25 protein-coding genes are annotated in these 26,019 nt (G+C 27.4%); 7 read left to right on the forward strand and 18 right to left on the reverse strand.

Going from position 1 to position 26,019, the window contains the following annotated elements; translation table 11 throughout:
• Window positions 1–143: 143 nt before the first annotated feature.
• From sucC to PG913_RS04170, 3 genes are all read left to right on the forward strand, one after another.
• Window positions 144–1,340: an ADP-forming succinate--CoA ligase subunit beta gene (gene sucC / locus PG913_RS04160; protein WP_271231746.1), complete on the forward strand. Its 1,197-nt coding sequence runs from the start codon at window positions 144–146 to the stop codon at window positions 1,338–1,340.
• A gap of 382 nt (window positions 1,341–1,722) precedes the next feature.
• Window positions 1,723–2,067: a hypothetical protein gene (locus PG913_RS04165; protein ID WP_271231747.1), complete on the forward strand. Its 345-nt coding sequence runs from the start codon at window positions 1,723–1,725 to the stop codon at window positions 2,065–2,067.
• A gap of 522 nt (window positions 2,068–2,589) precedes the next feature.
• A complete protein-coding gene (locus tag PG913_RS04170; protein WP_271231748.1) occupies window positions 2,590–2,931 on the forward strand; it encodes a hypothetical protein in 342 nt (113 codons plus the stop codon).
• 85 nt (window positions 2,932–3,016) lie between these two features.
• Here the strand turns inward: PG913_RS04170 and PG913_RS04175 are convergent, their stop codons facing one another.
• The 13 genes from PG913_RS04175 to PG913_RS04235 all read right to left on the reverse strand — a co-directional run bounded on the left by PG913_RS04175 (window position 3,017) and on the right by PG913_RS04235 (window position 19,191).
• Window positions 3,017–4,000, reverse strand: a complete 984-nt coding sequence (locus PG913_RS04175; protein ID WP_271231749.1) for a hypothetical protein — start codon at window positions 3,998–4,000, stop codon at window positions 3,017–3,019.
• A 19-nt stretch (window positions 4,001–4,019) separates the two neighbouring features.
• A complete protein-coding gene (uvrB, locus tag PG913_RS04180; RefSeq protein WP_271231750.1) occupies window positions 4,020–6,014 on the reverse strand; it encodes an excinuclease ABC subunit UvrB in 1,995 nt (664 codons plus the stop codon).
• A gap of 63 nt (window positions 6,015–6,077) precedes the next feature.
• The gene (locus tag PG913_RS04185) at window positions 6,078–10,160 is read right to left on the reverse strand and encodes a choice-of-anchor L domain-containing protein (RefSeq protein WP_271231751.1); all 4,083 of its coding nucleotides are present in this window, start codon (window positions 10,158–10,160) and stop codon (window positions 6,078–6,080) included.
• 226 nt (window positions 10,161–10,386) lie between these two features.
• On the reverse strand, window positions 10,387–11,235 hold the full coding sequence (locus PG913_RS04190) for an ABC transporter permease (protein WP_271231752.1): 849 nt from the start codon (window positions 11,233–11,235) through the stop codon (window positions 10,387–10,389).
• 10 nt (window positions 11,236–11,245) lie between these two features.
• The gene (locus tag PG913_RS04195; protein WP_271231753.1) at window positions 11,246–12,142 is read right to left on the reverse strand and encodes an ABC transporter ATP-binding protein; all 897 of its coding nucleotides are present in this window, start codon (window positions 12,140–12,142) and stop codon (window positions 11,246–11,248) included.
• A gap of 128 nt (window positions 12,143–12,270) precedes the next feature.
• Window positions 12,271–12,969 (reverse strand): response regulator transcription factor, encoded by a 699-nt coding sequence (locus PG913_RS04200; protein WP_271231754.1) that lies wholly within the window; start codon window positions 12,967–12,969, stop codon window positions 12,271–12,273.
• Window positions 12,970–12,979: 10 nt separating this feature from the next.
• Window positions 12,980–14,545 carry a sensor histidine kinase gene (locus PG913_RS04205; protein WP_271231755.1) on the reverse strand — a complete coding sequence of 522 codons (1,566 nt, stop codon included), beginning with the start codon at window positions 14,543–14,545 and terminating at the stop codon, window positions 12,980–12,982.
• Window positions 14,546–14,669: 124 nt separating this feature from the next.
• A complete protein-coding gene (gene coaE, locus PG913_RS04210) occupies window positions 14,670–15,242 on the reverse strand; it encodes a dephospho-CoA kinase (RefSeq protein WP_271231756.1) in 573 nt (190 codons plus the stop codon).
• Window positions 15,242–16,057, reverse strand: coding sequence for a CdaR family protein (locus tag PG913_RS04215; RefSeq protein ID WP_271231757.1), 816 nt, complete (start codon window positions 16,055–16,057; stop codon window positions 15,242–15,244). Before PG913_RS04215 ends, coaE begins: the two co-directional genes overlap by 1 nt.
• A 190-nt stretch (window positions 16,058–16,247) precedes the next feature.
• Window positions 16,248–16,565 (reverse strand): preprotein translocase subunit YajC, encoded by a 318-nt coding sequence (gene yajC, locus PG913_RS04220; protein ID WP_271231758.1) that lies wholly within the window; start codon window positions 16,563–16,565, stop codon window positions 16,248–16,250.
• Window positions 16,565–17,032: a DUF1573 domain-containing protein gene (locus PG913_RS04225; RefSeq protein ID WP_271231759.1), complete on the reverse strand. Its 468-nt coding sequence runs from the start codon at window positions 17,030–17,032 to the stop codon at window positions 16,565–16,567. The genes yajC and PG913_RS04225 overlap by 1 nt, the downstream gene beginning before the upstream one ends.
• Window positions 17,033–17,073: 41 nt before the next feature.
• The gene (gene nusB / locus PG913_RS04230) at window positions 17,074–18,012 is read right to left on the reverse strand and encodes a transcription antitermination factor NusB (RefSeq protein WP_271231760.1); all 939 of its coding nucleotides are present in this window, start codon (window positions 18,010–18,012) and stop codon (window positions 17,074–17,076) included.
• A gap of 78 nt (window positions 18,013–18,090) precedes the next feature.
• Window positions 18,091–19,191 carry a Glu/Leu/Phe/Val family dehydrogenase gene (locus PG913_RS04235; protein ID WP_271231761.1) on the reverse strand — a complete coding sequence of 367 codons (1,101 nt, stop codon included), beginning with the start codon at window positions 19,189–19,191 and terminating at the stop codon, window positions 18,091–18,093.
• A 163-nt stretch (window positions 19,192–19,354) separates the two neighbouring features.
• Between PG913_RS04235 and PG913_RS04240 the strand changes: the two genes are divergently transcribed.
• Both PG913_RS04240 and PG913_RS04245 read left to right on the forward strand, forming a co-directional pair.
• Window positions 19,355–21,109, forward strand: a complete 1,755-nt coding sequence (locus PG913_RS04240; protein ID WP_271231762.1) for an ABC transporter ATP-binding protein — start codon at window positions 19,355–19,357, stop codon at window positions 21,107–21,109.
• Between the two features lie 82 nt (window positions 21,110–21,191).
• On the forward strand, window positions 21,192–21,566 hold the full coding sequence (locus tag PG913_RS04245; RefSeq protein ID WP_271231763.1) for a PUR family DNA/RNA-binding protein: 375 nt from the start codon (window positions 21,192–21,194) through the stop codon (window positions 21,564–21,566).
• Between the two features lie 133 nt (window positions 21,567–21,699).
• Here the strand turns inward: PG913_RS04245 and PG913_RS04250 are convergent, their stop codons facing one another.
• From PG913_RS04250 to PG913_RS04255, 3 genes are read right to left on the reverse strand one after another with little or no spacing between them, the layout of a single operon-like run.
• Window positions 21,700–22,473: an isochorismate synthase gene (locus PG913_RS04250; protein WP_333780811.1), complete on the reverse strand. Its 774-nt coding sequence runs from the start codon at window positions 22,471–22,473 to the stop codon at window positions 21,700–21,702.
• Window positions 22,455–22,748: a hypothetical protein gene (locus tag PG913_RS12890; protein WP_333780793.1), complete on the reverse strand. Its 294-nt coding sequence runs from the start codon at window positions 22,746–22,748 to the stop codon at window positions 22,455–22,457. Before PG913_RS12890 ends, PG913_RS04250 begins: the two co-directional genes overlap by 19 nt.
• A gap of 33 nt (window positions 22,749–22,781) precedes the next feature.
• Window positions 22,782–23,198 (reverse strand): PaaI family thioesterase, encoded by a 417-nt coding sequence (locus PG913_RS04255; RefSeq protein WP_271231764.1) that lies wholly within the window; start codon window positions 23,196–23,198, stop codon window positions 22,782–22,784.
• A 56-nt stretch (window positions 23,199–23,254) separates the two neighbouring features.
• Between PG913_RS04255 and PG913_RS04260 the strand changes: the two genes are divergently transcribed.
• Window positions 23,255–23,767: an IS1096 element passenger TnpR family protein gene (locus tag PG913_RS04260; RefSeq protein ID WP_271231765.1), complete on the forward strand. Its 513-nt coding sequence runs from the start codon at window positions 23,255–23,257 to the stop codon at window positions 23,765–23,767.
• A 156-nt stretch (window positions 23,768–23,923) separates the two neighbouring features.
• Window positions 23,924–24,544 carry an L-threonylcarbamoyladenylate synthase gene (locus PG913_RS04265; protein WP_271231766.1) on the forward strand — a complete coding sequence of 207 codons (621 nt, stop codon included), beginning with the start codon at window positions 23,924–23,926 and terminating at the stop codon, window positions 24,542–24,544.
• Between the two features lie 8 nt (window positions 24,545–24,552).
• Here PG913_RS04265 and PG913_RS04270 read toward each other — a convergent pair whose 3' ends face one another.
• Both PG913_RS04270 and PG913_RS04275 read right to left on the reverse strand, forming a co-directional pair.
• On the reverse strand, window positions 24,553–25,551 hold the full coding sequence (locus PG913_RS04270) for a glycosyltransferase family 2 protein (protein ID WP_271231767.1): 999 nt from the start codon (window positions 25,549–25,551) through the stop codon (window positions 24,553–24,555).
• A gap of 24 nt (window positions 25,552–25,575) precedes the next feature.
• Window positions 25,576–26,019: a type I restriction enzyme HsdR N-terminal domain-containing protein gene (locus tag PG913_RS04275; protein ID WP_101903589.1), complete on the reverse strand. Its 444-nt coding sequence runs from the start codon at window positions 26,017–26,019 to the stop codon at window positions 25,576–25,578.

The following is a 26,019-nucleotide window of genomic DNA, read 5'->3' on the forward strand; positions in this document are numbered from 1 at the left end:
ACATGTTAATATAAAATATGTTACAATTAATGGAAAATAAAATTAAAAATAAAAGTTATAAGAAATTAGTAATAATTATTATAAATAGTAATGTATTATAAATTGAATTTGTATTTTTGTTCGACTTTAAAAATTCATATCTAATGAACTTACACGAATATCAAGGTAAAGAAATATTAAACAGTTTTGGGGTTCGTATTCAACGAGGAATTGTTGCAAATACACCAGAAGAAGCTGTTACGGCAGCAAAGCAATTAACTGAAGAAACCGGTACAGGTTGGCACGTAATTAAAGCACAAGTACACGCAGGTGGTCGTGGAAAAGGTGGTGGAGTTAAGTTGGCTAAAAACTTAGAAGACGTAAAAAGTATTTCTAATGATATTTTAGGAATGATGTTAATTACTCCTCAAACTTCAGCAGAAGGTAAATTAGTAAACCAAGTTTTAATATGCGAAGATGTATATTATCCTGGAACTAGTGAACCAGATGAATTTTACATGTCGGTTTTATTAAATCGTGCAACTGGTAGAAACATGATTATGTACTCTACAGAAGGTGGTATGGATATTGAAACTGTAGCAGAAGAAACTCCTCATTTAATTTTTACAGAAGAAGTAGATCCTGCTTTAGGGTTAATGCCTTTTCAAGCTCGTAAAATAGCTTTTAACTTAGGTTTAACTGGTGGTGCTTTAAAAGAAATGGTAAAGTTTGCTAGTGCTTTATATACTGCATACATCAAATCTGATTCAGCAATGTTTGAAATCAACCCTGTGTTAAAAACATCTGATGATAAAATAATGGCTGTTGATGCTAAAGTTACTTTAGATGAAAATGCTTTATATCGTCATAAAGATTATGCTGCAATGAGAGATATTCGTGAAGAAAATCCTATTGAAGTAGAAGCTAAAGCTGCAGGTTTAAACTATGTAGATTTAGATGGAAATGTTGGATGTATGGTAAACGGAGCTGGTTTAGCAATGGGAACTATGGATTTAATTAAACAAGCAGGTGGTGAACCAGCTAACTTTTTAGATGTTGGTGGTACTGCTGATGCTGAACGTGTTGAAAAAGCTTTTGGAATTATCTTAAAAGATACTAACGTAAAAGCTATTTTAGTAAACATTTTTGGAGGAATCGTTCGTTGTGATCGTGTTGCTCAAGGTGTTGTAGATGCTTACAAAAGTATGGGAGACAGAATTAATGTGCCTATTATTTGTCGTTTACAAGGAACTAATGCTAAAGAAGCTAAAGAATTAATTGATAACAGTGGAATGGAAATTATTTCAGCTACTGAATTTCAAGAAGCTGCTGATAAAGTTGCAGAAGTTTTAAAAGCTTAATTTTTATTTGCTATTAGCAATGTAAATTAATTCTTACTTAAATATTTAAAGCCTACTTTTTAAAGTAGGCTTTTTTTATTGTCTATTTTTTAACTATTGACATACTTCTTTACAATATTACTGATGTTACCGTCTTCTTTTTATCTGATTATAGTAAATTTTATATTTTGTCTAAATTATTGTTTTACAGTTTTTTATGCTTTTTGATTTGATTAACATTTAAGGTGCTTTTGAGTAACCGTTTAATGAGTTTTTGTTAAGTGTTAACTAACATTAAAACAGTTGTTTAGTAGTATGTTTGTAGTGGTTTGCAAACCGAATAATAGAAAATAAAAAATATAAAGAAAACAAAATTGGGTTAACTACCTTATTAAACAAAACTATGAAAACAATTAAATTTTTATTAGTCGTACTTTTTTTATCAGTAAATGTATTAGTTGTTAGTGCTACAAATCCTTCGGATAAAAAAGAAGATTTAGCAAGAATAAACAAGGAAGTTCAAAAATTATTAAAAAACCCTAAATTTCAATTAAAATCTAATATATCTGTAATTGTTAAATTGACAGTAAATAGTAAAAATGAAATTATTGTATTATCGGTAAATTCAAAAAATGAAAATAATAGTATAGAAAATTATATTAAATCAAGTTTAAATTACAGAAAAATAGCAGAAAAAGTTAATACAGAAGTTTATAGTTTACCTGTTAAATTAGTAGCACCAAAGTAAGTAGTTTTTTTAATAGTAAGGGGCTTTTATGATTTTCATAAAAGCCTTTTTTGTTTTTTAAAAAAGATAGAAGTATTTTGATAGAGAGATTAATTACTTAATTCAAAAACTTTTTTTATTTGAAAAATGTAAAATTTACTAGGATATCTGTAATGTAAATTTATGGTTAAGATGTTTTTTAACTAAAAATAAGTCTTATAATTATATATCTGTTAATCATTTTAAGTTATTGTTTGTAAGATGTGTATTCTTAATTATCTTTTATTGTGAAAATCTTTTTTTTAGTAAGTTGTTGTTAATTAGTGTTTAAAGTTGTTTTCTAGAGGTTTGTATTTTTAGATAACTTTTTTATGAGCTTATGTTAAAGGTTATCTAACATTACAACAGTTATTTCAATGTAAGTTTGTAGTGGTTTGCAAACCGAGTAACATTTGATATTTTATTAGCTATAATAGTTGATGAAAAATAAAAAATTATAAAGAAAAACAAACAATTTGGTTAAATACCTTATTAAACAAGATTATGAAAACAATTAAATTTTTATTAGTAGCACTTTTTTTAACATTAAATACATTTGCTAACACTACAAATCCTTCAGATAAAAAAGAAGAATTAGTATTAATAAACAAAGAGGTTCATAAATTATTAAAGAATCCTAAATTTCAATTGAAATCAAGCGTATCTGTTATTGTTAAGTTGACAGTAAATAGTAAAAATGAAATGATTGTATTATCAGTAAATTCAAAAGAAGATAATGAAATTATAGAAAATTATATCAAAAATAGCTTAAATTATAAAAAAATAGCAGGGAAAGTTACCTCTGAGGTGTATAATTTACCAGTTACTTTAGTTGTATCTAAATAATTTTAAAAAAATAAACTTATTTTATTAAAAGGCTTCTATGAATATTATAGAAGCCTTTTTTTGTTTTAAAAAATTATAAAACTAATTATTTGGGCTTAACAATATATAAACCATCACTTTTACTTTCGTATTGGTTTGAAGGATAAGAACAGTCTATAAATGAGACTTCTGTTTTTGTCTTAAATTTTTCAGGAATATTATAATGACTTACATATCGTTTAGATTTAAAAAATATAAAAGGGTATTTACTAGCACTTTCTTTAAACCTAATATATTCATTTCTTTTTTTGAATTTATAGTACTCAATTCCAAAATGCTGAGAAATTATTGAAGTATATGTAAATGTTTCAGAAATGCCTCTTTTTTTAAATGAAATTTTCTTTATTTTTTGGTTTAAGTATTTTATTTTATCTTCAGGATAATATCTTTCTTCGCTCCAATCTGAATATCTATAGGATTTTAAATCTTTTAGATAGATTAACTTTCTGTATTTTGCAGGATATCCTTTTAATGTTTTTTCAGTGATATGTTCGCCGTCTAAATAAGGTCCGTTAAGTGTACGAAAAAGAATCCAACCTTCTTTAATTTTTAAATAGATTTTATCATCATTTCCATAAATAACGGTAGTTGCTTTATTGTAATATTCTTCAAATAATAAAAACCAGTTATGTTTATCAGGATTTATCTTTTTATAATATTGAATCATTTGTAATCTATCTTTAGATAGGTCACATATCGTACTGTCTGTAAATACATAATGTGTTTTGTAAGCTAAATTTCCAGAAGGATGCGGTATTTTTATTTTTATATCTCCCTTATAATCTATTTTTATTTTATTGTATGAATCATCTATAATAAAATAATTATTGATTGTATCATAGGTAATAAATGAATAATTATATTCTGAAATTCTGTTTACAACATAATTTTTAGAACTAATATTATTGCTTAAATATTTGTAATCACTTTTATTTAATACAAATGCGGGAATTAAATTAATATCGGTGCATTGTTGTACTAAAAATAGAAATGTAATTATTAGAAATATTTTTTTTTTATGCTTTTTCATTTATTATTAGCCGGATTTTTTATGATTCCAAGTTTTTTCTTAAAATAGCAATTTCATCACGTAGTTTAGCTGCTACCATAAAATCTAAAGATTTGGCAGCTTCTTCCATTTGTTTTCGTTTAGCTCTAATTCGTTTTTCTATTTCTTCTTTGGGTAAGTACCCTAAGTCTTGTGCTGCTACTTTTTGAATAGCATTATCATAATGAAAAGAAGTAATAGTATCTTGAGAAAGTGTATTATCTAACTTTTTATTTATTTGAGTTGGTGTAATTCCGTTAGCAGTATTGTAATTTATTTGTTTTTCTCTTCTATAATTAGTTTCATCCATAGTACGTTTCATACTATTGGTAATTTTATCAGCATATAAAATAGCACGTCCATTTACGTTTCTTGCAGCTCTACCAACAGTTTGAGTGATAGAACGATGACTACGTAAAAAACCTTCTTTATCGGCATCTAAAATAGCTACTAAAGATACTTCAGGTAAATCTAAACCTTCACGTAATAAATTTACACCAATTAAAACATCAAACAAACCTCTTCGTAAATCTTGCATTATTTGCACACGTTCTAAAGTATCTACATCAGAATGAATATAACGACAACGAACTTGAATTCGGGTTAAATATTTGGCTAATTCTTCCGCCATTCGTTTTGTTAAGGTAGTAACTAAGGTACGTTCATCTTTTTCTACACGAATTTGAATTTCTTCAATTAAATCATCAATTTGATTTTCACTCGGACGAACCTCAATTATAGGATCTAATAAACCTGTTGGACGAATTACTTGCTCAATAAAAACGCCTTCGGTTTTCTGTAATTCATAATCGGCAGGCGTTGCCGATACATAAATTACTTGATTTTGTAACTCTTCAAATTCCTCAAATTTTAAAGGACGATTATCCATCGCCGCAGGTAAGCGAAAACCATATTCAACAAGATTTACTTTTCTACTTTTATCGCCTCCATACATGGCGTGAGTTTGTGGAATCGTAACATGGCTTTCATCGATAACCATTAAATAATCATCAGGAAAATAATCTAGTAAACAAAACGGACGTGTACCAGGATCTCTACCGTCTAAATATCTAGAATAATTTTCGATACCAGAACAATAGCCTAATTCACGAATCATTTCTAAATCAAATTCGGTTCGTTCTAATAAGCGTTTTGCTTCTAAATGTTTGCCGATTTCTTTAAAATAATCTACCTGTATTACCATATCATCTTGTATTTTATGAATGGCATTTTGTAAAACATCAGGAGAAGTAACAAAAAGATTTGCAGGATAAATTGTTAGTTCGTTTAATTTTTCAATTATTTTATTTCCTTCGATTTCAAAAGTTTCAATTTCTTCAATTTCATCACCAAAAAAATGAATACGATAACCGCTATCGCCATATGATGGATAAATAGTTACAACATCTCCTTTTACTTTAAAAGTTCCACTTTTTATTTCTGTTTCTGTTCGAGAATATAAACTTGTAACTAATAGATGTAAAAATTTGGTACGTGAAATTTGTTGATCGACTTTTATCGGAATAACATTTTTTTTGAATTCATTCGGATTCCCAATACCATATAAACAAGAAACAGAAGCAATAACGATAATATCTCTACGACCAGAAAGTAAGGAAGAAGATGTGCTAATTCGTAGACGTTCTATTTCATCATTGATTGATAAATCTTTTTCGATAAAAGTACCCGTAACAGGAATATATGCTTCTGGTTGATAATAATCATAATAAGAAACAAAATATTCGACAGCATTATTAGGGAAAAATTGCTTGAATTCTGAATATAATTGAGCCGCTAAAGTTTTATTATGGGCTAATATTAGAGTAGGTCGGTTAACTTCAGCAACTACATTTGCTACTGTAAAGGTTTTACCAGAACCTGTAACACCTAATAATGTTTGATATTTTTCAGCGGTATTTAATCCGTTTACTAATTGTTTTATAGCTGTTGGTTGATCGCCAGTTGGTTTAAAATCGGAGTGTAATTCAAAATTCATATAACAAAAATACGGATAGTTTGTCTTAAAAACTATCCGTATTAAATAAGTATAAAAAGTGTTTTATTTTCTTAGTAAAGAAAAATGACCTTGGTGTTGATGAGCTTTTCCTTTTCTGTCTATAAGTTCAATTTTAAACCAGTAATCACTTGATGGAAGTGTTTTTCCGTTATAAAAACCATCCCAACCTTGGTCATCAATAGCAATTATGGCTACAATTTTTCCGTATCTATTAACAATAGTAATATTACTAGAAGGATAAAAACTAGAATTGGCTCCTTTTATTTTCCATGTATCATTATGTCCATCGCCGTTAGGAGTAAAAAATTTAGGATATTGAATAACAGAAACATCTAACATAGCATTAGGTGAACAACCATTTTTATCGTTTACTACGATGGTATATATACCTCCTGTAATGTTTTCAAATACAGGCTCATCTTGAAAAATAGTTTGATTACCATCTTCATCTATAAGAGAAAATTGATAATCACCAATACCTAAGTTTTGGTTTTCTGTAATTATTTTGATAGCATAAGAATCTAATCCGCTATTATTTGTGTCATCTACAATAACAATATCATCTTCATTTAAAGTAGCTATTTCAGATTCATTTACTACTATTTCGTAGCTTCTTTTACAAGTTGTAGTATCAAGCATTGTTGCTGTAACAATATAAGTACCTCCTTTTTGTACATCATAAAAAGTATCTGTACTAAGAATATCCGAAGGGTTTCCTTTTAAAGTCCATTGATAACCATAAGTTGCATTTGGATTTATTGCTTCTAATTTTGTTTGAGGATTATTTAGGCAAACAATAACAGTAGTATCTACCATAAAAGAAGGTAATGGATTTATACGAATATTGAATGTTAAATTGGTATTTACACAAGATGTTTTAGTATTCAGAACTCTAACAAAAATTGTTTGATTATTGATTGTGTTTTCATAATTATTTTCATTTATAGGAGCAGTTCCTGATTTAGCATCGGCTAAACTTTCGTGAAAACTAACAATATAATTACTCTGTTGATTTTTAGGATATTCATCTAAAATTTCAAGTGTTTTATTTTTAAGAGTAATGTCTCCATTAATACCATTTGCATCATCGGAATTATTATCTGTTTGGTTATCACAATCAGTATAATCAGTAATATTTAAAGGGATTAAAGGTTCAGGATGAATAATTAATTGAAATTTACTAATACCATATCTACAACCAGTTGTTTTATCTAATAAGCTAATATGAATATTTTCAATAGCAGGATTATCATTTAAAGGAATAGCAGGAGGAACTATAGTTGTTGCTACTTTATTTGAATAATTATTTTTAGGAAGAGGATTGTTTCCTGTTGTAGCATCTTGTAAAGTGTTATGATAGCTAACTTCAAAAAGCGTAGCGTCTCTACCGTTTAATATATCGATATCTCTTTCTGATAAATTAATATTTTGAGCAAATCCATTTCTTGAATTTCCATCAGCAATAGTTGGAATATCACATATTTCTAAATCAGGAATTTTATTTGATATAATAGGTAATCTATTAATGATAATATCAAAAGTTAAATGATTATTAAAACAACCAGTATTATTATTTACAACACGTACGTAAATGGTTTCTTTATCTTTAGTTTGATTTGTGTAATTGGTGTCATTTATTATTGGTGAATTTCCTGAATTTGCATCTACAGCTGTAGTATGAAAAGTAACAGTATAATCAGAAATAGCTTGTGTTGTTCCTAAAATATCAGAAACACGATCTCTTAAATTAATGTTACTACTTTTTCCATCGATAAAAGAACCGCTATTAAAATCATCACAAAGCTCAAAATTAGCAACACTTTTAGCAATAGGAGGCTGTTGTGCCCAAATAGTAAAACTACCAAGACCTGTACAATTATTGTTTGTTTTATCAATAATTTTAATATAAAGTGATTGTGGTGTTTTAGCAGGGAGATTTTTATTACGATAATTAGATAGGTTAGTTATTTCATTTTGAACAGCATTTCTATCAGTAATACTTTCAAATATTAAAACATCTAAATTTGGTCTATTAGCTATCGGGAATAATGCTTTTACATCTGTTGAAACACTACTTAAATCAAAAACAGAAATTCCATCGGTATCGTTATTATTAAGATTGTCATTTCCATCAATATCTAAAAAGTCATCACAACTTTCAAAGCCTCCATTTGCATTGTAAGCTACATCAGTAGCATATCCAACAACAATATCAATCTTAGCTATACGAGAACATTTTTTATCAGAAAAAACTTTTACCCAAACAGAAGAGCCATTTGTAACAGAATGTGTTGTTTGATTAATTATTTCAGCAGTATCATTTATGGCATTATTTTCAGTAGGATAATATTTAAAAGTTTCGTTGAGGTGATTTACTGAAATATTTTTTTGAGCTAGTGTTAAATTAATTGTAGTATTTAAATCAGAGTCTGTATCACATTGTTCTAATGTTACCGTATTTGTAATTACAGGTAATGAGTTTACAACTAAATTAAACGATTTAGAAGTATTATTACAATGAGTATTATTTTTATTTTGGACTCTAACATAAACTTGTTGCGTATTAATAGTTGTGTTTTTATAGGAAGCGTTTTTATCAATAACATCTGTGTTTTCATCTGTTTGAGCACCTGTTAAAGAAGTGTGGTATGATACTTCATAAATAGCAGGATCTAAAGCTCCTAAAATTTCAGAATCTTTTGTGTTTAGTAAGAAGTTATTAAAATACCCGTCAATATCTGTTCCATTAGTTATGTCATCACATTCTTCATAATTAATAGGAGTTTGAATTATTGGGTTTCCTGTAATAATAGAATTAAAAGAGCTATCAACAAAACAATTTTTAGCTATTATATTCCCTATTCTTGTATAAATAATGTCATTATTAGTAAGGTTTGTATAATTAGTAGGTGTTGTTATTTGAGTTGTATATAGTACATCACTATAAAATAATACTTCAAATTTTGTGTCATCTTGTCCTGCTAATATTTCGTTTGTTTTAGATGTTAAATCTAGTTGAATGTTTAAATTATTATTACAAGTTAAAAGGGGAGAAATACTTGTGTTATTTATTGGACTTTCTGAGAATTCTAATAAAATATCATCTTCATCACTACACGATCCATCAATAATTTTACAGGTGTATTTTCCGTTACCTAAATTAGCTAAATAATCTTTTTTTGTAGCTAGTGGAATAATTACATCATCTTTATACCATTGATAATTGTTTGCTGTAATATTAGAAGTTAATAATTTCTCTGTACCACAAATGCTACTTTGTGTAGTAGATGATAAATCAGTACCTAAATCTAAGCCTAAATTAAAACTTCCTTTTTCTAAAAACACAGCAGTATCATATTGATTATCTGAATTATCAGCAATCACTAATTTTATATGATATGTTACATTAGGAGTTACAGTAGCTTTAGCTGTAAGAACTTTTGTTCGACCATCAAAATTTGTATCCCCAAGGTTATTACCAGCAAAATACGTTTCATTCTTAGCAGGACAGCCACCAATAATAGCTGCATGAACATTTTTAACACTTACTGGAGTGGTAGAATTTGGTATAACTGCAAGATTTTTATAAGTTGTTGTTCCTGATTTTCTTAATAAGAAAGCAAAACCATCTGCAAAAGTACAAGGAAAAGTACCTTGGTATTCTTCAGAAGCCATTAAATATCGAAAACTTATTTCATCTGATGTTGGAATAAAGTCAAATTCAATAACACTTGCATCATTTAGACTAGGTTCGTTTAAAGATGTACTTAAATCAGTATCGCCTTTTCCTGTTGTAGGTGAATTTAAATTACCTAAAGATGTACCGCTAATAGGAAAAGCTTTTCCTGTTGAAAGAACAATACCTTCTTTAAAAGGGAAAGTACTTCCTACTTTACTTTTAAAGTAACCATAACTTTTATTTTGTCTATCAGAAGGAGACCCTGAAACAGAAGAATTTATGTTTGTTATTGATGTACAGTTATTATCAATAAGAACTTTTTCAATAAGGTCTTTAGGATTATATAAAGCTTCTACATCATTAACATTATTAACCTGTATGGTTGTTTGTGCTTTTAATGGTGAAAAAATAATAAAGAATACAAATGTGCTTAGTAATATTTTCATATATAGATAATAATAAATAAAACAGTTAAATAGTAAATATCCCTACTTTTAATAGGGATATTTTAGTTTAAATTATTTTTTAATAAGTGTCTATAAAGGTATATAACTTTTATAAAAATAGTGATTTTATATATAACTATTTTTAAGTTAATAATTAATTTGATTATCTGATAGTTAGTAAAGGAATTATTCGTTGTAAATCTTAAATAAAGACAGGTAATTATATTTATAAATCTCTTCTTTTTAATAAAATATATGAAGCATAGATGAAAATAAAAGTCCAAGCTAATACAATAATAATATTTAAAAAACTTACCTCATAATTTTTTGTAAAATTAGCACCTATTTGATTAGCTACAGATTTAACAGCTCCTAGTCTAGAAAAAGGTTCTTTGATTAAATTAGCCATTGCTTCTAGTGGAAAAAATTGCATAATAGAATTAACAGCTTCATCAGTACTTGTTTTTAAATCTTTAAATACCCAGTATAAATAACCTTTTACCATATTTTCTATAATAAACCAAACAATCATTGTTGCTACTGCAAATGCCGATCGTTTAATTAATATTCCTAAAAATAATCCAAAAGAAAAGAAACCTAAAAGTTTAGTGAAAAAAGCAAGTAGATAACTTAAATCGGTTAAAATGATAGAAATTTCATTAAAATCTGAATAAATACTACCAAGAATTAATGATACAATAAAAACAAAAATAGTTGATATTAAAGAAAAAACAATTACTGTGTAAAATTTAGAAAGTATAAATTCTTTTTTACTTAAGCCATCAATTAGGTTTTGTTTTAATGTTTGATAACTGTATTCATTAGTCATCATAGAAACAATTACAAGTAGTAAAAAGAATTTAAAAATAGCAGCAATGTAAGTGTTAAAATGCCATATATAAGGGAAATTAAAAATACCTTGATCGGCTAAATGAAATTTAATAGGACCAAGATCAAACTTAACAGCAGCTATTAAGGCTACAGATGTTAACAATGCAAAATAGATAATTGAAAGTACTTTACTAGCTTTGTTATATTTTAATTTATGAAGTTCTATACTTAAAAGTCGAAACATAATGGAGGTGTTAGTTGTTGCTGGTTAAATCTAAAAATTGTTGTTCTAAACTAGGCTTACGTTTTACTAAATGTGAAAGTATTACGTTATTTTTAAAAAGAAATTTATTTATTTCTGATGATGATAAATCAGATGTTAATTGCGCAATTAAAATGTCATTTTCTTTTTTAATATTTCCGATACAAGGGTGATTGTCTAGTAATTTTATTAACTCATTATTATTTTCGCTACTTAGTTCGAAAAAACCTCTGGTAGTAGTTAATTCATCAACTTTACCACTATATAGTTTTATACCATTTCTTATAATAAGAACATGAGTACAAACTTTTTCAACTTCATCAAGTAGGTGAGAAGCTAGTAAAATAGTAGTTCCGTTTTTGGCGATATCTTTAATTATTTGACGAATTTCATGAATTCCTTGCGGATCTAAACCATTTGTAGGTTCGTCTAAAATTAATATTTCAGGATCATTTAATAATGCCGAAGCAATTGCTAAACGCTGTTTCATACCTAAAGAATAGGTATTGAATTTACTTTTTCGTCTATCAAAAAGATTTACTATTTTTAATTTTTCTTCAATTTTATTAGATGAAATCCCTTTTATTTTACAAATCAACTGTAAATTTTGAACAGCTGTCATATATGGATAAAAGTTAGGACGCTCTATAATAGCACCTACTTTTTTTAAAGCTTCATGAGTAGATAATTTACCATTAAACCAACTAAAGTTACCCGAATTTTTGTTAACAACATTTAATACAATACCTAAAGTTGTCGATTTTCCGCTTCCGTTAGGTCCAAGAATTCCATAAACATTTCCTTTTTGAATATCAAAAGATAAGTTATTTACGGCATGAACTTTACCATATTTCTTATCGAGATTTTTTATTGATAAAATTGTTTCCAAGTTTTTATATTTTGTTGATTATAAGTATTTGACGACTAAATATAATTATTGTTACATTTATTGAAAATAAAAAAGACTCCCTGGGAAAAGGAAGTCTTTATTAAATAATTTATTTATTAGAAAACTGTTTATACTTTTTCTAATAATCTGAATCCTTCACCATGAATATTGATGATTTCAACATTTTCATCTTCTTTTAAGTATTTTCTAAGTTTAGCGATATACACATCCATACTTCTAGATGTAAAGTAATTGTCATCTCTCCAAATTTTTGTTAAGGCTAGCTCACGAGGCATTAAATCATTTTTATGCATTGCTAACATTCTTAATAATTTACTTTCTTTTGGAGAAAGTTTTTGAGCTTCAGCACCGTTAAGTGAAAGGTGACGTAATTTAGAGTTAAATTCGAATCCACCAATTTTAAATTCAAACTCATCAGATTCACTAGAACTTTCGCTTTCTTTACGTTGTAAAATAGCTTTTATTTTATGTAATAAAACTTCTGAATCAAAAGGTTTATTTAAATAATCATCTGCCCCAACTTGGTAACCTCTTAAAACATCTTCTTTTAATGTCTTAGCAGTTAAAAATATAATAGGCACTTCTTTATTGGTTGCACGTATATCTAATGCTAATGAAAACCCATCTTTACGAGGCATCATTACATCTAAAATACATAAATCGTATTCGCCATTTTTAAACATAATTAAACCATCAATACCATCTTTTGCAAGTGTAACATTGTAGTCATTTAATGCTAAATAATCTTTAAGAACTGTTCCAAAGTTTGGATCATCTTCTACTAATAATATTTTTTTGCTTCCCATTTTTTTATTTTTATATTAATGGTAATTTCACTGTAAACAAGCTTCCTTTACCTTTTTCACTCTCAACATAAATTAAGCCATGATGGCTATCTATTATTTCTTTAACATAGGCCAATCCTAAACCACGCCCTTTTACGTTGTGTATGTTTCCGTTATGTTCTCTATAAAACTTATCAAAAATATATTTCTGAGCATTTCTACTCATTCCAATACCTTCGTCTTTTACTTTGAAAATAAAGTATTTATTGGTGCTTTCGGTGTAAATATCAATTTTAGGTGTATCCTCTGAATATTTTAAAGCATTCTCTAATATATTGACAATAATATTAGTTAAATGAAATTGATTTCCAAGAACTTCTGTTGATATTGCTTCGTAATGTGCGTTTACAGTTCCTTTTTTATCATCTACCAATAATTGAATGTGTTCAATAGCTTCCTCAATAGTATCGTGCATATCAGTAGCATCTTTACTAATTTCAATCTGATTTTTTTCTAATCTCGAAATTCTTAAAACATTCTCTACCTGTCCGTGCATTCGTTTATTTTCTTCACGAATCATTTTTACATAGCGTTTTACTTTTTCTTGATCTGATATTATTTGTGGGTTTTTAATAGCATCTAAAGCTAAATTTATTGTTGCAATAGGTGTTTTAAACTCGTGCGTCATATTATTAATAAAGTCTGTTTTTATTTCAGATATTTTTTTCTGACGAATTAACTGATATAATGATGTTGCAAAAGCAGCAATAATAATAACTATAAATAATAATGAAAGCCCTAAAACTTTAAATATTTCTGATAATATTTTTTTTTGTTCATTAGGAAATTTGATATATAGTTTATACTTACTAATACCATTATCATCTGCTAATAATGGATAGTTTGCATCGTTTGGCTGTATGTTGAAATAACCAGATTTTAATTGAGTAGCTAATCCATCTTCATACACACCATATTTAAAATTTTGTGTAATATTCATTTTGGCTAACTCTTCTTTTATTGTGAAATTTAGCTCTTTGTTACTAATTCTTTCATTAATAGGATAGCGTATTTTTCTTTCACGAAGTACATTTTCAATTAGTTGCTTATTAAATTTTGGATATGTTTTAAATCGTGAAACACTACTTTCTTTAGTAAAAGGAGTAAAATCTTTATTAGATGATTTCATTATTTGGGAAAAATAAAAATCTTGTTTTCCTGAATAGCGTTTAATAATAATAGAATCATTGTTAATAAAATCACCAGGCATTTTTATGCTTTCTCCTAAAATAGTTGTTCCAAATGTGAATTTTCTTTTATTGGTAGTATCTATTTGTTGAAATAAATAAGTGGTTATTTCTGCATCAGAAACAAATTTTTTATCTTTAAGAAATTCTTGGTTATTTTGAAAAAAATCAGCGTACTCTCTATCCTTAATCCTTTCAGAGGTTCTTGCTAATGCAATTTTAATATTGTTGTCAAATTGTTGTTGTTTATTTCTTACTGCATCTTTTATCCAATAAACTTGAACAGATATAATTCCTATTAAAGAAATACTCATTAAAACAACAATAAGAATAAAGATTTTCTTACTCATTATTCAAAAATAAATTAATAAAATGAAGGTGATGTTGCTTTTAACTTATATTAACTAAGTTTCTGTGAAATTAAGATAAATTTAACAAAGATTATTTATAAAAGAGGAATTATTCTTTTTTTTGTTAAAATAGTATGAATATCGGCAATTTTTTTTCTGTTTTGGAAAGAGTTGTATTTTCAATAATATAATTAGATTGTATTGCTTTTTTATTTTGATTCCATTGATTTTGAATACGACTTTTAACAGCATCAATTGTTGAAGCATCTCTTTTTAAAACACGTTCAATTCTAATTTTTTCAGGAGCTGTTACTGTTATTATTTTATCACAAAAAGAATTACTCCCGTTTTCAAAAAGTATTGCATTTTCGTATAAAACATAAGCTTTGTCTTTGTTTTTAAGTATGAATTTTTGCAAATGGTCGTTTACTACAGGATGAACAATAGTATTTAAAATTGCTAATTTTTCTTTATCATTAAAAACAATATTTGCTAAATATGGTTTATTAAGTACATCGTTAATATATACTTCCTTTCCAAATTCTGAAATTAATTTAGTCTTAATTTCATCTGAAGAATTCATTAGTTTTTTAGCTTCATCATCAGCAATATAAATAGCATTATTTTTAAATTTAGAAAACATTCTTATAACAGTAGATTTTCCACTACCAATACCACCTGTTAAACCTATAACCATTATTTATGTATTAAAAAATCTATTTTTTGGGGAACAATTCTTATAAGAGTAATTGAATCTGGAAACTTCATTAACTTAGGCGTTAAATAGGTTGTTCCATTCATTATTACTTGTTTATAATCACATTCTATCTTAAATAAATTTGCGTTAATTTTATTGAAATTTTTTAAACCTACTTTATAAATTATTTTCACTTTTTTAGGAAATATATTTATATTTTTTGGTGCATTTTTTATTGATATCGGTATTTCTATTTCTCCTTCTGTAAATTTATCGACAATGATATTTATTTTAGCAGAAGAAGTTTCTATCCTTAGTTTTTTAGGTATTTCAATAGTTGCTTTAAGCGTAGTACTTTCAGAGATGTTTTCTAGTTTTATTTTTTTTAAATTTAAACTAGTAATTTTATCGATTAAAGAAGCTTCTCCTGAAATTAAAACATGACTAGGTGTTATTTTTATTGGCGTAGCTAAATCATGACCGAGTTGAAAGGTGAGTTCTAAATTTGTTTTTAAAGGAACTTTTTTTGATTGTAATGTTCCCATTTTTAATGGAATAGTATCTCTTTGAATTTTGATTAATTCAATACCCGAATTTAATTTTAGTTGTACTTTTTTGTGTAGTTTTTTAGTGGTAAAATAATAGTCAGTAGCTTTTTTTTGAGTAGCCTTTTTTAAATTTAATGTTAGTTTAGATGTTGTAAAACCACTAGTGATTAATTTAAAACCAGTTCCTTTTACTAGGAGTGTAATATTTTTAATAGGAGTGTCAATAACTATTTTTTGGATAGCGATATTTGTATATATCGTTTCCATTTTTATTTCAGTAGTGTATTCTTTGGATAGATTTATTAGTAGCCAAAAAAGTACAGATGCTGATAAAAAACCAAAAAAGGTTTTAGGTATGTTATTTTTTTTTTCAAATTATTTAATATACTGCAATCTACATAAAAAACAAAAAAAGAGCGCTAATTAGCGCTCTTTTTTATAATAAATACTGATGTTATTATTTAACCTCTGTATTATATTTTTTACTTAACTCCATTGAAATAGCTGAGCGTTCAAACTTAATTTTACCAGCACCAGTTTCTATTGTAATTGTATTGTCAGTATCGTTGATTTCAACAATTTTACCATGAATACCACTACTTGTAACTACTTTAATTCCTTTTTGAACAGTAGTTTGAAATTTCTTTTCATTTTTCTGACGCTTCATTTGCGGACGAATAATTAAGAAATAAAAAACACCAATCATTGCTACAAAAGGAAGCATATTCATAATGCTTTCTTGCGTACTTGCTTGTAAAAAAATTGTTGTAAACATTATACTGTTTTCTTTTTAGGAGTTACCATACCCGTAATTTTAACAACTTCTCTACCTTTTTCAGTATTAGTTGTTAAAGTTATTGATTTAGATTGTTTATTAGGTTTTCCGTTGGTGTTAAAGCTTACTTGTATTTCTCCAGTTTTTCCAGGAGCAATTGCTTCTTTCGGCCATACAGGCACTGTACAACCACAACTAGCTTTTGCGTTTGTAATTACTAAATCGGTTTTACCAGTGTTTGTTACAACAAAAGTAGTTTTTACAACATCACCTTCGTTAACAGTTCCGAAATTATGCTCTTCTTTATCAAAAGAAATAGAAGCAGTTCCTTTGCTAATAGAGACATCTCTTTTTTCAGCACTTTCTACGTTTTCTTTTTTTACTTTAGATGCTGCATTGTTTTGTCCACAAGAAACTAACATTCCTGTTGAAAGAACAAATGCAATTGCTATTGCTATTTTCTTCATGTTAAAATATTTTAAATTGTTTTGGTAAAAATAATAATTTTTTACAATAAACCTCTACCAATTTTAACCATCTTGTCTGATGCTAAATAATCTTTTGATAATTTATCTAAAACACCATTGATAAAATAGCCACTTTTATTGGTCGAGTAGTCCTTCGCTACTTCGATATATTCATTAATACTTACTCTACTAGGAATTGACGGAAAATGTAAAAATTCAGTAATAGACATTTTAATAATAATCATGTCAATATCTGCAATTCTATCTGCCTCCCAGTTAGGTGTTTTTTCAATGATATCTTCTTCGTAGGTATGCTGATGTAAAACCGTTTTTGTAAATAATTTAGATACAAATTGTTTATCTTCACTATCTTTATATAAGCTTCCTAATATAAACGGGTTTTGTTCTTTTTGTTTGTTTAATGATTTAACAATCCAAGTATTTACAAAAGGAATATCATCAACCCAAGAAATCATTTTATCTTCAAAATAATCTGCTAATTTTTCATTAGGCGCAATAATTTCTTTGAAAAAAGCAATAACGAAAGCGTTATCTATATGGTATGAATCATCAGTAGTGTTCATGTACTTTTCATACAGTTCACTTTTTATTAATTCATCTAAAATAATTCTTACATATTCATTGTCAAGTTCCCAGTAATTAAGTTCATTAAGCTCAACATATGCATTTAAACTAGTACTTTCACTTAATTTATTGATAACTTTATTATCAGTAAATTTAGTATTCGGGTTTAAATCTTCTTTAGTTGCAAGTATTTTCTTTTTAGAAAGTACTATTCGCTTGTTAGCTAATTTCTGAACTTGAATTAATAGTTGAAGATTAAGAACATACAAGTCATACATTTTATCAATGCTGTCTTTTAAGAACTTCTCTTCTTTTACTATATTATCACTGTGCGATTGTTGCATTGCATAAACCGACTGCATTACTTTAACTCGAATATGTCTTCTGTTAATCATTTTAAAGAACTTTTAAAAAAAAGAGCGATAGAAAGTATTTCTATCGCTCTGCAAAAATAAAACTTTTTTGTTTTTTAACTAGTTATTTTGTTCTTTTTTACGAGCATCGATTCTAGCTTGTGCAATATTAAAAGCAGCTTGATGTGTTGTAATACTTTCTTTGTCTGCTAAGTTGAAAATATCTAGGGTAGTATTATAGATGTTTTCGGTTCTTTTTAGGCTTTCAGCCTTGTCGTAACCAGCAACTTCGGCGTAAACATTAATTATTCCACCAGCATTAATTAAGAAGTCAGGAGCGTAAGCAATTCCTTTTTCTCTTAATAATTTACCATGTTTTAACTCATCAGCTAATTGATTGTTAGCTGCACCAGCAACAACTTTGGCTTTTAACTGCGCAATACTTTGGTCATTTAAGGTAGCACCTAAGGCACATGGAGCATAAATATCAACATCTAAACCGTAAATATCATTTCCTAAAATAACATTAGCACCGTATTTTTTACTTAATTCTTCTAAACGAACTTCGTTAATATCATTTAAAATTACTTGTGCACCTTCATCACTAATATGTTTTACTAAAGTTTCACCAACGTGTCCAACACCTTGAACTAACACTTTTTTACCAGCTAAATTATCTGATCCAAAACGATATTTAGCCGCAGCTTTCATTCCCATATAAACTCCGTAAGCAGTTACAGGAGATGGGTTTCCTGAACCACCAATAGCTTCAGAAACACCTGTTACGTGTGGCGTTACTTCACGAATAATATCCATATCACGAGTTTCCATACCAATATCTTCTGCGGTAAGGTATTTTCCTCCTAAAGAATTTACATATTCTCCAAACTTACGCATTAAAGCATCGTTTTTTTGAGTTTTTGCATCTCCTATAATTACTGCTTTACCACCACCAAGGTTTAATCCTGTAATAGCTGATTTATAGGTCATACCACGAGATAAACGTAATACGTCGTTAAGAGCTTCCCATTCACTTTTATATTGCCACATTCTAGTACCTCCTAAAGCAGGTCCTAATGTTGTATTATGAATACCAATTATTGCTTTTAAACCTGTATCTTCGTCATTACAAAAAACGATTTGTTCGTGATTGTCAAAAGATAATTGACCAAATACTGGGTCATTTTTAAGGTCTTTAATATCAATGATTTCTGATGTCATTTGTTTTGCTTTTAATTTTAAGGATGTTTTAAAAACCTCAAAAAGTTGAATACAAAAATAGGGAATCATTAAAAGGTAGGCAAAAATAGATATGTAAATTACATTATCTACAATAAAAACGTTTGTTAGATTAAAACTGTTAACCCCAAAATACTTTTTCACTTTGAAATCATTAAAATATCTTAATAAATACTTTATAAAATATAAATGGAGATTATTTTTAGGAATCGTAATTACGATATTGGCAAAAATTTTGACACTTAAAATCCCTGATTTTGTAGGGAATTCATTAAATGTTGTAGAGGATTATCAACTAGGGAAAATAACAGATTTATCCGAAGTAAAAACTGTTTTATTTAAAAATATAATGCTCATTATTGGAGTTACTTTATTGGGTGGATTTTTCACTTTTTTTATGCGACAAACCATTATTGTAATGTCGCGAATGATTGAATTTGATTTAAAAAATGAAATTTATCAGCAATATCAACGATTATCTACTAATTTTTACAAAAAAAATAGAACAGGTGATTTAATGAACCGTATAAGTGAGGATGTTTCTAAGGTGCGTATGTATTTTGGTCCTGCAATTATGTACACTTTAAATATGATAATTTCGTTAATTATCGGGTTTAGCCAAATGTATGCTATTTCTCCAAAGTTGACTTTATATACTATGATACCGTTTCCAATTTTATCGATATCTATTTTTGTACTAAGCAAGCAAATAAATAAACGAAGTACCGTTGTTCAACAATATTTATCAAAATTAACAACCTTTAATCAAGAGTTTTTTTCAGGGATTAATGTTGTTAAATCTTACGCCATAGAATCAGAAGTAATAGCTTCTTTTGATGAAATAGCAGATAAAAGCAAAGAGAAAAATATTGAATTACATAAAGTTCAAGCATTATTTTTTCCGTTAATGATTTTATTAATAGGAATTAGCAATATTATTGTATTATACATTGGAGGGCAACAATATATTGCTGGCGAAATCCAATTAGGGGCAATCGGAGCGTTTGTAATGTATGTAAATATTCTTACTTGGCCAGTAGCTGTAGTTGGTTGGGTAACTTCGACAGTGCAACAAGCCGAAGCTTCGCAAAAACGAATTAATGAATTTTTAGAGCAAGTTCCTGAAGTGCAAAATAACACCAATACAGCTACCGAAATAATAGGTAAAATTGAATTTAAAGATGTTTATTTAACTTATGATGATACTAATATTACAGCATTGAAAAAAGTAAATTTAGTTATAGAAAAAGGAGAAACTTTAGCTATTTTAGGAACAACAGGAAGTGGTAAATCAACGATTATAAATTTAATTTCTCGATTATATGATGCTACTAAAGGAGTTGTTTTAATCGATGGAAAAAATATTAAAGAATGTAATTTATATGATGTAAGAAATCAAATTGGTTTTGTTCCTCAAGATCCTTTTTTGTTTTCTGATACGATTCAGAATAATATTAAATTTGGAAAAGAAAATGCCACTGAACAAGAAATTATTGAAGCATCAAAAAATGCGGTAATTCATGATAATATTATAAACTTTAAAAATGGTTATCAAACTATTTTAGGTGAAAGAGGTGTAACTTTATCTGGAGGACAAAAGCAAAGAACTGCCATTGCTAGAGCAATTATAAAGAATCCTAAAATATTAATTTTTGATGATTGTTTATCGGCTGTTGATACAGAAACAGAGCAAAAAATACTGTTAAATTTAGAGCGTGTGTCTAATAATAAAACAACAATCATAATTAGCCATAGAGTTTCATCAGTTAAGAATGCTGATAAAATAATTGTATTAGATGCTGGTAAAGTTATTCAGCAAGGGTCTCATAATCAGTTAATAAAAATAAATGGATATTATAAAGAGCTTTATAAACAACAAATTTTAGAAAAAGAAATTTAACGATTTGTATTGCCAAGTCAATTATTTTATTAGATTTGTTGAGCAATTTTAGGTAAAAAATTATTATTTAAAGAAACGAACTATGAGTGAGAGAGAGAGAGTAGAACAAGAAGAAATTTTTTCACAAGTTTTAAGAGCAGGAAGAAGAACCTACTTTTTTGATGTAAGATCTACAAAAGCAGATGACTATTATTTAACAGTAACTGAAAGTAAAAAATTTACACATGATGATGGTTCTTTTCATTATCAAAAACATAAAATTTACTTATACAAAGAAGATTTTTCTGACTTTAAAGAAATGCTAAATAAAGCAACAGATTTTATTGTAAACGAAAAAGGTTCAGAAGTAATTAGTGAACGTCACCAAAAAGATTATAAAAAAGAAGAAGGTGAAGAAATAGTAGAGGAGTTAATTTCTACAGAAAACTTCACAAACGTTTCTTTTGACGATATTTAAGCAGATGATAAACTGTTAAGAATAATTAAAACTACTAGTTTAAGTTATTGCAAAAAAATCAATTCAAATTCAATTTACACATAAAAGCATTAACTATTTAAGAGTTAATGCTTTTTACTTTTTATTAAATTTTTTAGGATAAAACATTTTTCATAGTTGATGTTTTGGCAACTGTTTCTTGCCATTCGCTTTTCGGATTACTTTCTTTAGTAATTCCACCACCAATAAAAAGTATAGCTGAATTATTTTTAATTTCCATACATCGTAAGTTTACAAAAAGTTCTGATGTATTTTTATTTTCAACTTTTAAATTTAGTTCTCCTAAAAAACCAGTGTAATATCCTCTGTCATAATCTTCATTTTTCAAAATAAATTCTTTTGAAGCTTCTAAAGGTAGACCACATACAGCAGGGGTAGGGTGTAATTTTTTTATTAAAGTCGCATTTTTAGTTGTTATTTTTCCTGAAATTAACGTTTTTAAGTGTAATAAATTCCCTGCTTTACTGGTTTGTACAGTTCCTTTTTCAAGGTGATTGCATATTTTTGAAAGTTTATCAGTTATATAATCGGTAACAAATTGTTGTTCTTCAATTTCTTTAGGTTGCCAAGTTACGTTTGTTGTTCCGTTAAAAACTTGTGTACCAGCTAAAGACATTGTTTTAAAGTTATCATCTTTAATTTTTACTAAAGTTTCAGGTGTTGCGCCTAGCCACATTCCAACTTTTGGATGAAACCATATATAAGTAAAAGCAGTATGATAATTTGCAAGCAAATTTTTAAAAACTGCTATTGCATTAAAATTCGATAAAGAAACTTTTTCTTTTCTTGATAAAATAACTTTTTTGAATAAACCTGATTCAATAGCTTTAATTCCTTTTTTAACTAATTCTACATGTTTTTTTCTGATGAGTAATCAATAGATATAGCATTTTTTTTGATAAAGTTAGTTACTATATTAATTTCTTCTTGCTCGAAAATAACATCTTCTTCAGGAAGTAAAACCGCAATATTTTTATCATCAAAAGGTGCAAAAATAAAACCGCTTTCTGTATAATTAGTAGAAATATGTAGTTTGTCGTTCTTTTGAAACCATCCGTTTAATGTTATCGAATTAGGTTTTCGATATACTACAAAAGGAAGTTTATTTTCTAGTGATTTTTCTATTTTTGAAAATATATTCAATCTAAATTTATTTTATAATTGCTGTTAAAAAACTTATTTTTTATCTAAAACAATATTTGTTATTTTACATAGAGAAATTAAAATATCTTTTTCATCAATAATTTTAACTTCCCATAAATGCGTAGTTCTTCCTTGATGAATCGCTTTGGCTGTAGCAAAAATAGTTCCATTTTTTTTGCTTTTTATATGATTAATACTTAGCTCAATTCCTTTGATAATTTTAGAGTTATCCTTTAAAAAAAAAGCAGAAGCACAACTACCAACAGTTTCGGCTAGAGCAGCAGTAGCACCACCATGTAAAATACCATGAGGTTGATGTACTCTTGAATTTACAGGCATTTTAGCCGTTATAAAATCAGTACCTACGTCAATGAACTCAATTTTAAGAGTTTCCATTAATGTATCTTTATTGTAACTATTAAGTATTGTTAAAGATTGTTGTATATCCATTTTATTTAAATTATAATTCAAAAATACGTATTTTTGTAGCGACAAAAAATGATAGAATGTATAAAGTACGTGTAATATTAGATACTAAAAAAGATGTAATTAGAACCCTTGTGGTTAATGAAGCAAAAAACTTAGAAGATTTGCATTCAGATATCGCAAAATCATTTGGTTTTAATGGGCAAGAAATGGCTTCTTTTTACCGAACAGATGAAGATTGGAATCAGGGAGAGGAAATTCCTTTATTTGATATGTCTGAAGATGGAAGTGAACCGTCAATGAGTACTTGTGTTATAAAAGAAACCTTACCAAGTATAAATGATAAATTGATTTATGTATATGATTTTTTACAAATGTGGACATTCTATGTAGAAGTTGTAGAACAATCGGATGAAGTTGTTAAAGATACCAAAATAATTTTAACTGTTGGTGAAATTCCTGATGAAGCACCTCAAAAAGAATTTATAGCTACCGAAGAAGAAGGAGATTTAGATGATGAATTTGATGCTGAATTTAATGATCAGTTTACAAGTTTCGAAAATATTGATGATTTCGATTTTGATAATTTTTAATATCAAAAAAAGGCAATTTATTTAAAAATAAATTGCCTTTTTTATTTTTTCTATATTAAATTTTAATAATAATATTTCTTTTTATTGATGATAATCAATAAGGTATTCTTTCAAAGAAAATAGTTAAATTTGAAGATAAAATACTATCTTTAAGATATGGCACAATTTATAAAACTATATAACGACAATCCGAATCCCAAAGAAATTGCTAAAATTGTAAAAGTTTTACAAAATGGCGGATTAATAATTTATCCAACAGATACTGTTTATGGATTAGGTTGTGATATTACCAATACAAAAGCATTAGAAAAAATCGCGAAAATAAAAGGAGTGAAGCTAGAAAAATCTAACTTTTCATTTATTTGTAATAACTTAAGTCATTTGTCTGATTATGTAAAACAAATAGATTCTTCAACATTTAAAATATTAAAAAGAGCTTTACCAGGTCCTTATACTTTTATTTTACCAGGAAGTACTTCGTTACCAAAAGCCTTTAAAAAGCGTAAAACAATAGGTATTCGTATTCCTGATAATATAATAGCACAAACTATTGTAGAGGCTTTAGGAAATCCAATTGTTTCAACGTCTATTCATGATGAAGATGAGGTAATAGAATACACCACAGACCCTGAATTAATTTTTGAAAAATGGCAAAATATTGTTGACATTGTTATTGATGGTGGTTATGGTGATAACTATGCATCAACAGTAATAGATTTAACTACTGATTCTCCTGAAGTAATAAGAGAAGGTAAAGGAAGTTTAGATATTTTGTAATAATAAAGTTATTTTAATTCGTTAAATTTCTTTCTGCCTAAAGCATAATATTGCCAAATAATAGAGGTGTGTTTATTGTAATTATCTTTTTTATTAAGTTTATTTCTTTTTCCTAAAAACTTAATAAAGTTTGCATAAAAACTAAAATGAGCTTTTAAAATAGCAATAGTATGTTTGGGTTTAAGTTCAAGTAAGAATTTAAGTCCTGCAATTCCATCTAAGACTAAGCGAGAAAAAATCACAAAGAAGACCAATTTGGTAGGTACATTTTTAACGATATTTAATAAGCTATTCCTGAAATTTAAAAAGGTTTTCTGCGGATTTATTGCCTGTAAAGTTGCACCGCCAACATGATAAACAGTTGAATTTCCTACATATTTAATTGTGAAATTTTTGTTTTTTGCTCGCCAACATAAATCTATTTCTTCTTGATGTGCAAAATAATCTTCATCAAAACCACCTAGTTGATGATATACTTTTGAACGAATAAAAAAGCAAGCTCCAGAAGCCCAAAAAATTTCGGTAGTATCGTTAAATTGTCCGTTATCGGTTTCTAAGTTATTAAAAATACGTCCACGACAATATGGATAACCGTATAAATCGATAAAGCCACCGCCAGCACCTGCATATTCAAATTTAGTTTTATCTTTGAAATCTAAAATTTTAGGCTGAATAATTGCCGTATTTTCTTCTTTTTTAAAAGTATCTAAAATAGGTGTAAGCCAGTTTTTAGTAACCTCAATATCAGAATTTACTAAACAATAAATATCGGCATTAATATGTTGTAAAGCATCGTTATATCCTTTAGCATAACCGCCGTTAGTACTATTTTCTACTATTTTAACGGTAGGGAAATTTTGTTTGATAAAAGAGATAGAAGCATCAGAAGAAGCATTATCAGCAACATAAATTTCAGCCTGATTTATACTAAAATTTACAATACTAGGTAAGAACTGCTCTAATAATTTTTTACCATTCCAATTTAATATAACGACTGCTGTTTTCATAATTGCGAATTTATCAATTATTTATTATTTATAATCAGGAATATCTTTTAAAAAAACATAGGTTTCGTTTTCTTTATCAAGCTGACAAAAATAATGCTCTAATCCGTTGGTAACAATTAGATAATTAGCATTTAACTTTAAGTTATAACGTGCAATTTGGTCAAAAGTATCTTGAGCAATTTTAATTTTTGGAGCTTTACATTCTACTATAATATTCGGTGTTCCATCCGAAGAAAAAATAACAATATCTGTTCGTTTTTTTAGGTTGTTTATAGTCAATTGTTTTTCAAGAGCAATTAAAGTAACAGGATATTTTTTTTCTTCAATTAAAAACTGCACAAAATGTTGACGAACCCATTCTTCAGGAGTTAAGACTAAGTATTTTTTTCTTAAATTATCAAAAATAAGCGTCTTATTTTCGTTACTTTTGAGCCTGAATTTGTAGGTAGGAAGATTCAATTTTTGCAT

Origin of the sequence: Tenacibaculum pacificus (assembly GCF_027941775.1) — a bacterium.
In the GTDB taxonomy this organism is placed as follows: Bacteria; Bacteroidota; Bacteroidia; order Flavobacteriales; family Flavobacteriaceae; genus Polaribacter; species Polaribacter pacificus_A.